Raw genomic sequence first — 7,026 nt, 5'->3', positions numbered from 1 at the left:
GGAGAAAAGCTCCTCTTCGGACGCGGCAAAGATCTTCCTTTCCAGACAACCCAATCTTAGTTGGGTCGCTGTCCGGCAACCTCGGGGCACCTCAGCCCACCAGTGCCGACGGTGGGAGGGACAACCGCTGATGCGAGCGCAGCCGCGCGGCGGCCTCTTGGACCTCCAGCCAACCCCGGGCAGTGGCCGACAACAACGACGTCGCCGCGTGACGCCAGCGCGCGCACACCGCCGGAGACGGCCAACGACAGCCGCCGCACAGCGGTGTCCATGCGCCGGCACCCACCTGCCGTGAGTCGGCGCCGACCCCGCAGACGCCCGACACCAGGATGCGCGCACCGCCGCAGGCGGCCGAAGGACGGCTGCCGCGCAGCGGTGTCTGTGCAGCCGGCGTCCACCTGCCGTGAGTCGGCGCCAACCAGGCTGACCTCCGACGCCAGTGCGCGCACACCGCCCGGGCCGCTGGCGGGTTCTTGCACGGTTGGCGGGTTGTAGAGCCTGTTGCAGAATCACCGACCGATCGAGCTCAGTGGGGACAGTGCGCCGATCGACCCCTAATTCACTGTCTGAGTGGAGCGCGGACGGCCGATCGGCGAGAAAAATCGCGGCGTGTTGGTGTGGACAGAGAGCCCCAAATCCATTTTGCAACAGGCTCTGTAGCAGGCCAGCGGTCAAACAAGCGGCCAGTGAGGCGGGGTACCGCCGGGGATCAGGCGGCGCCAGCGAGGTGGGCACCGGGATCAGGCGGAGGTGATGGACGAGATTCGCCAGGTCGGGGTGGTTGGGGTGGTGGTGAGGGTGACGCGGCGTGGGGTTGGCGTGGCGGGTGGGAGGTTGGTGATGGCGCCGGTGGGGGTGATGGCTTGGCCGGTGGTGAGGTGGTCGGTGAGGTGAAGGACGACTGTGGTGGGTGACTCGGACTCGACGGTGGTGTTCGAGATCTGGATCTTGAGGTTGCGGATTCGGATGTGGTGTTTGCGGTAGGTGGTGAGGAGGGCTTGGTCGGCTTTCCAGGGGGCGGTTCCGGGGACGTAGATGGTGTCGAGCACGGTGGGGTCGAGGGTCCAGAAAGCCTTTGCTCGTTGGGTGTCCAGGGCTTGGAGGGTCTCGGTCCACTTCGCTGGGTCTGGGGCCAGGGGTGGCGGGGTGGGTTCGGTCGGGGCTGGGGATTGGTTGGTGGCGGCGGCGGTGCCGGCTGGGTTGTTGTCCAGGGCGCCGACTGTCAGTAGGCCGAGGATGAGCACGACGACAGCTCCCAGGCCTGCTGCGGCCAGGACGCCGTACGCCGGGTGACGGAGGACGGGGTGGCGACTGAGCCTCCTACGGCGCCAGGTTCGGCGGCGTGTGGGGCGGCGGGCGAGACGGGTCAGGCCGGTGGTTGGTTGACGGGTCGTGTGGCTCGGGGTGGTCGTGTGGCTCGGGGTGGTCGTGTGGCTCGGGGCGGTCAGGCGGTCGAGGGGGTTGGGCGGCGATGGGCGGGCGCGGTTGCGGCGGGAGGGGTTGCGGCGAGTGGGCTTGGTGAGGCGTGGGTGTGCTTTGGGCTGGGGTGGTTTGGGGCTGAGGGTGGATTCGGCGGTCGGCTTTGGTGGGCGCGGGGGTAGCGGGGTGCGGGAGTGTTCGATCGGGTCGTCTGGGGGTGCCGGCTTCTTCTTCGCTGGGGGCTCTGGGGTGGTGGGGTCCTCCGTGAAGGCGAGGTTGATGGGGGCGGGGGTGGCGACGGACAGGAGGGTTTGGGGGTCGGTGAGGCGGTCGCGGGTGAACAGGGTGGGGTCGGCGCCGGACTGATGGGCAACGTCGGCCAGTGACTCCAGGTCGTCGGTGGGGGCGGTGAGGTGCAGGGCGGGGTCGGTGAGGACCGGGCGGCCTTCGGCGTCGAACATGATGTTGGTCGGGGTCACGTGGCCGTGGGTGAGGCCGGTGTGGTGGAGGTAGGTGAGGGCCCCCGCAAGTGGGGTCAGGAGGGTGACGAGCTCGCCGGAGGTGAGCGGTCCGCGGCGGCTGAGGAGAGCGCTGAGCGTGCCCGCTGCGACGTACTGGCTGATGAGGAGCCATTCGTCGCTCGTCTCGCGGACGTCGTGCAGGCGTGCGAGATGTGGATGGTCGATGCGCTGCAGGATGCCGAGGTGTTCACGGAGCTCCTCCGGGTGTGAGATCGCGGTGATCGGGACGCGTTTGAGCACGGCGTTGCGGCCGGAAGCGCGGTCGCGAACCAGCCAGACAGTGCCGGCCGATCCGGACCCGAGCTTGCGGCGCAGGCTGTAGCCGGCGATGTCTTCGAGTGCCATGCCCTAGAGAGTGCACGAATCGCGTGCGGCGGCCCGGAAGTTATCCACAGGAGGCTCGGGGCGAGCGCCGTACGGCGGTGGGCTGTGGACGGCGGCGTACCGCGTCTGGGAAGGCCGCATACACTCGAGGGCGTGAGGGAGATCAGCTTTGTGGAGGCCGGATTCGGCGCCGGCGCGGTCGAGTACGAGGCCGCGTGGGCAGAGCAGCGGCGGCTGCACGCGGAAGTTGCCGCGGGCACCGGTGCGGACACGGTCATCCTGCTCGAGCATCCACCGGTGTACACGGCGGGCAAGCGGACCGAGCCGCACGAGCGGCCGCTCGACGGGACGCCGGTGGTGGACGTCGACCGCGGTGGGAAGATCACCTGGCACGGTCCGGGGCAGTTGGTGGGCTACCCGATCGTGAAGCTGGCCTCACATGTGTACGTCGTGGACTACGTACGGCGGCTGGAGGAGGCGCTGATCGCGGTCTGTGCCGAGCTCGGGGTGAAGACCGGGCGAGTCAAGGGGCGCAGCGGGGTCTGGGTGGCGGCGGACGATCGTGGCCGGGAGCGGAAGATCGCGGCGATCGGGATCCGGGTCGCGCAGGGTGTGACGATGCACGGGTTTGCGCTGAACTGCGACAACGATCTGGGGTGGTTCGACCGGATCGTGCCGTGTGGGATCTCGGATGCGGACGTGACCACGTTGTCGAAGGAGCTCGGGCGCGATGTGGGTGTGACCGAGGTGCTGGAGCCGGTGCGGCGGCATCTTGGGCGGATGTTGGCGTGGGAAGAGTACGAGCGGACTCCGGACATTGGGCATGAGGAGGAGCCGACGTCGATCACCTATGGGTTGACTGTCTGAGCCCTGCCGGGAGGTTGTGCCTGGGTGCGGGTCCTCTTGTCAGCGGGACGCGCGGGCGGACTGGTTGTGCTTTGCCAGTGTGTCGGTGCGATCCGGGTTCAGCAGGGTGCGCAGCTCGGCGTCTAGCTTGGCCACCAGGGACTGGTCGGTGGACAGGTCGTGGAGCTCTAGCGGGTCGGCTTCGACGTCGAAGACCTGTGGTGGATGGGCAGGCCCGTAGTAGCAGTACTTCCAGCGGCCGGACTTGAGCATGTAGCCGCCGTCGACCATGCCTTGGGCGTGGTACTCGGAGAGGACGGGGCGGTCGACGGGGTCCAGGAGAGTGTGGCCGGGTAGGGCGGGGTCGGCGGGCAGGGCAGCGATGTCGCGGAGAGTCGGGAGTACGTCGACCAGGCTGACGTGCGACGTACTCCGGGCCGGAGCAAGCGACGGATGCCGCAGCAGCAGCGGGATCCGCACAGACGGCTCGTAGAAGCACTGCTTCTGCCAGATCCCGTGGTGGCCGGCCATCTCGCCGTGGTCGCTGGTGTAGATGACGACCGTGTCGTCCGGTACGGCGGCGAGGAGTCGGCCGATCTGGTGGTCGAGATGACTGATCAGCGCCCAATAGCAGACTGTTGCCTCGCGAATCTGGTCCTCGGTGATCGGCTCGTCGTTACGGAATCCGTGCCGCAGCAGCGAAATCACCGGGTGCTGCGAAGCCGCGGGCTCGTCCCACGTCGGCGGCAGTTCGACGTCCGCCGGGTCGTAGAGATCGCGGAACTCCGGCGGCGCCACCAGCGGGAAATGCGGATGCATGTAGCCCACGTAGAGCAGGAACGGCCGCGGCCCAGGGTTGCGGAGGAACTCCAGGGCCGCGTCGGTCGCCGCGACGTCGTGCCGGGTGTGCACGTGGTCGCCGGAGCCGTGCTCGGTCACATGCGAGTTGGTGGGCCGCTGCCATTCCGTCGTACGGCGAGGTGGGCGACCGCTGTGGTCGATCCAGAAGTCGAGGTCGTCGGTCAGCCGGCGGTCGAAGCCGAGCAACCGGTCCGGACCGTTGAAATGCGTGCGTCCCGCGATCACGGTCTGGTAGTCGGGCAGGTGATGTCCCCACGACCGGAAGTCCGGGCCGGGGATGACACCGTTGTCCCAGGCCCCGATCTGGTGGACGTACTGCCCGGTCATCAACGACAGCCGCGACGGGACGCACATCGGGCTGTTGGTGTAGGCGCGGTCGAAGGAGACGCTCTGCGCGGCGAGCCGGTCGAGGTGCGGCGTGCGTACTTGCGGGTGCCCGGCCCATCCCGCGGCGGAGCCGGTGTGTTCGTCGGACAGGACCACCAGGATGTTCGGACGGTTCACGGCCACCACCTTAAGCAAGCGATTGCCCGCGTGTGCGGCCCGAAGTGTCGGCGACGGCGGTTGCGAAGTGTCTGCGGGGCGTGGCGGCACAACGCCGCTACCTTGGTGGTGTGTCCAAATTTCTTGGGTTCTTGCTCGGGGTGGCGGTCGCGTTCGCTGGGCCGGCGGTGTTCGGAGTGCTGGCGGCGCCCGGAGGCATCGAGCTGAATGCGAAGGGGATGGCGCTCGCCTACGGCATCGGCGCGCTGATCTTCTGGGCGGTGGTGTCGTACTTCTCCGGCGCCGGCGCGCTCGGTGCGTTCGCCGCGTTCGGCACGCTGGTCTACTGCTGGCTCTGGATCCCGAACCGGACGACGAACTTCCTCAACGACGTCCCCGGCGTGACCACCGGGATGATCGAGGGGTCGAAGCAGTACACGCTGAACGGCGTCGTACCGATCCTGACGGTGATCTCGCTGGTGTACGGCATCCAGCTGATCGTGTGGAGCGCGCAGCGGCGGCGGCGCGAGCGGGCGGAGGCCGAGCGGCTGCAGCGGGAGCAGGAGGCCGCGCAGGCGGAGCAGGAGGCCGCGGCCGTGTACCCGGTTGCCGGGAGCACCTATCCGGTGGGGGCCGGGTACGGCGGGGCGTACGGGGACAGCAACCGGTACGACGATCTGTTCGACGAGGACCCGGAGCCGGTCCGGCCGCGGAGTCAGGCGGAGGAGCAGACAGCGGCGTTCCCGACGTCGGGGGCGGAGCAGACGGCTCAGTACCCGGGAGTCGACGAGCCGGATGCCCAGGGCAACTACTCCAGTGACGAGACGGTGCTGGTGCCGACCGACGGGGACGAGACGACGCAGGTGCCGGTCGCGGAGCCCACTCCCCCGCAGCAGCCGGTCGCCGCGGCGCCGGTGCAGGCGGATGACGAGCAGCCGGTCGCAGCACCCGCGGAGGCGGAGCAGCCGACTGCCTCCGCGCCCGTGAGGGGCGGCGCCGTGGCGGGTACGACGGCTGACGACGAGCAGACCGTGGTGGCGGAAGAGCAGAAGCCGGCGCAGTCAGCTGCGCAGCAGGAGCCGTCGGATGCCGAGGACGAGCAGCCGACCGCGTCGGCGCCAGTCCAGGCGGATGATGACGAGACCGTCGTGGCAGCTGAGCAGAAGCCGGTCGACGAGCCTCAGCAACCCGCACCGCAGCAGCAGCCGGCGGCACAGCAGGAGCCGGCGCCGCAGCAGTCGGCGCCGCAGCAGTCGGCGCCGCAGGAGGAGCCAGTCGCTCAGCCGGAGACGGTGGCGCAGCAGGAGCCTGCACAGCAGGTCAAGCCGGCGGACGAGAAGGCGGCGGAGCAGAAGGCGCCGGAGGCGAGGAGCTCGGCTCAGGGGGCGCCGGTTTTGGGGGGTAAGGAGCAAGTGGGGCAGCAGTACAGGGAGCGGATGGATGATCCGGAGGACACCGGAGAGCTGTTCATCAGTGCGTTCGAGAACCCGTCGCAGATGACGATCCGCCCTGCGGGAGCCTGAACCAAAGACCATCCGCCGCGATCAGGCCACGTGCATGCGTTGGACCTGGTCGCGGCGGGCATGTTCTGCGAAGGCTTCGTCGTACGCCGCGGTCGCCATCTTCAGCACGTCCGGCGCCATCTGCGCCCGTGGTGACTCCGTGCTCCACGCCAGCATCAAGCGGCGGTGGATCGGGTCGCCCACCAGGGTCCGCGTGGTGACGTCACTCGACAGCATCCGGTACGACGTCGGCGAGATCAGCGCCACGCCCTGACCACTCGTCACGAACCCCATCAGCACCGACGTGTCCACCGAGTGGTGCTCGACCTTCGGCTGGAACCCGGCCTGCTCACAGGCGGCCCGGAACAGCACGTGGAACCCGCTGTCGTCCGGCGGTTCCCCGATCCACTCCTCACCGGACAGCGCCGAGAGCTCGATCTCACCGCGGTGCCGCGACGCCACCGCCAGCGGGTGGTCGGCAGCCATCACGACGTACGCCGACTCGGACTCGACGACCGTGCACACCTCGACACCGTTCGGCATCCGGAGCTCGAAGGCGGGGAACTCCCGGAGCAGCGCGAAGTCGAGCCGCCCGCTCTCCAATTGCTGCAGCAGCACGCTGGTGGACCACTCGACCTCGATGCTGACCTGCTCGATCTCACCGTGCTCGCGCAGCCGCGACGCGATGCCGGACATCGGTGCGGTCGGGAACCCACCGAGCCGTACGGCGCTGGACTCGACTGCTGTCATCGCCGACACGGTCGCGGACAGGTGGTCGACGTCGACCAGGATCGCCCGGGCGCGGTCGACGGCGTACCGGCCGAGTGCGGTCGGGGTGACGCCGGTGCGGGACCGTTCGAACAGTTCACCGCCGAACGCGGCCTCGATCCGCTTGAGCTGCGCGGTCAAGCTCGGCTGGCTGACCTTCAGCCAGCGGGCGGCCCGTCCGACGGACCCCGCTTCAGCCACCAGGACCACCACCCGCAGGTGGCGCAGCTCGACGTTCATGCATCGAGACCGTAGTCCAGGTGCACACACAGCACACAGTTGCCGAGTGTTGCGGTTTCGTC

5 protein-coding genes are annotated in these 7,026 nt (G+C 69.1%); 2 read left to right on the top strand and 3 right to left on the bottom strand.

What is annotated here, in order from left to right; genetic code table 11:
* Positions 1 to 740 precede the first annotated feature (740 nt).
* A complete protein-coding gene (locus ACIBL3_RS35610) occupies positions 741 to 2,285 on the bottom strand; it encodes a protein kinase (protein ID WP_396358275.1) in 1,545 nt (514 codons plus the stop codon).
* Between the two features lie 132 nt (positions 2,286 to 2,417).
* Between ACIBL3_RS35610 and lipB the strand changes: the two genes are divergently transcribed.
* Positions 2,418 to 3,131 (top strand): lipoyl(octanoyl) transferase LipB, encoded by a 714-nt coding sequence (gene lipB / locus ACIBL3_RS35605; protein ID WP_396358273.1) that lies wholly within the window; start codon positions 2,418 to 2,420, stop codon positions 3,129 to 3,131.
* A gap of 39 nt (positions 3,132 to 3,170) precedes the next feature.
* On the opposite strand, the gene ACIBL3_RS35600 is transcribed toward lipB, so the two are convergent.
* Positions 3,171 to 4,475, bottom strand: a complete 1,305-nt coding sequence (locus ACIBL3_RS35600) for a sulfatase-like hydrolase/transferase (RefSeq protein WP_396358272.1) — start codon at positions 4,473 to 4,475, stop codon at positions 3,171 to 3,173.
* Positions 4,476 to 4,585: 110 nt separating this feature from the next.
* Between ACIBL3_RS35600 and ACIBL3_RS35595 the strand changes: the two genes are divergently transcribed.
* On the top strand, positions 4,586 to 5,977 hold the full coding sequence (locus ACIBL3_RS35595; protein ID WP_396358271.1) for a hypothetical protein: 1,392 nt from the start codon (positions 4,586 to 4,588) through the stop codon (positions 5,975 to 5,977).
* 21 nt (positions 5,978 to 5,998) lie between these two features.
* Here ACIBL3_RS35595 and ACIBL3_RS35590 read toward each other — a convergent pair whose 3' ends face one another.
* On the bottom strand, positions 5,999 to 6,964 hold the full coding sequence (locus ACIBL3_RS35590; protein ID WP_396358270.1) for a LysR substrate-binding domain-containing protein: 966 nt from the start codon (positions 6,962 to 6,964) through the stop codon (positions 5,999 to 6,001).
* Positions 6,965 to 7,026 lie beyond the last annotated feature (62 nt).

Source organism: Kribbella sp. NPDC050124 (assembly GCF_044460355.1).
Classification (GTDB): domain Bacteria; phylum Actinomycetota; class Actinomycetes; order Propionibacteriales; family Kribbellaceae; genus Kribbella.
Note: the sequence above shows the minus strand (reverse complement) of the source record. Positions and strands in the feature narration are given on the sequence as shown.

Coding starts and splice junctions, on each gene's coding strand:
- ACIBL3_RS35590 (WP_396358270.1), bottom strand. CDS start 6,964: ATGAACGTCGAGCTGCGCCACCTGCGGGTGGTGGTCCTGGTGGCTGAA.
- ACIBL3_RS35610 (WP_396358275.1), bottom strand. CDS start 2,285: ATGGCACTCGAAGACATCGCCGGCTACAGCCTGCGCCGCAAGCTCGGG.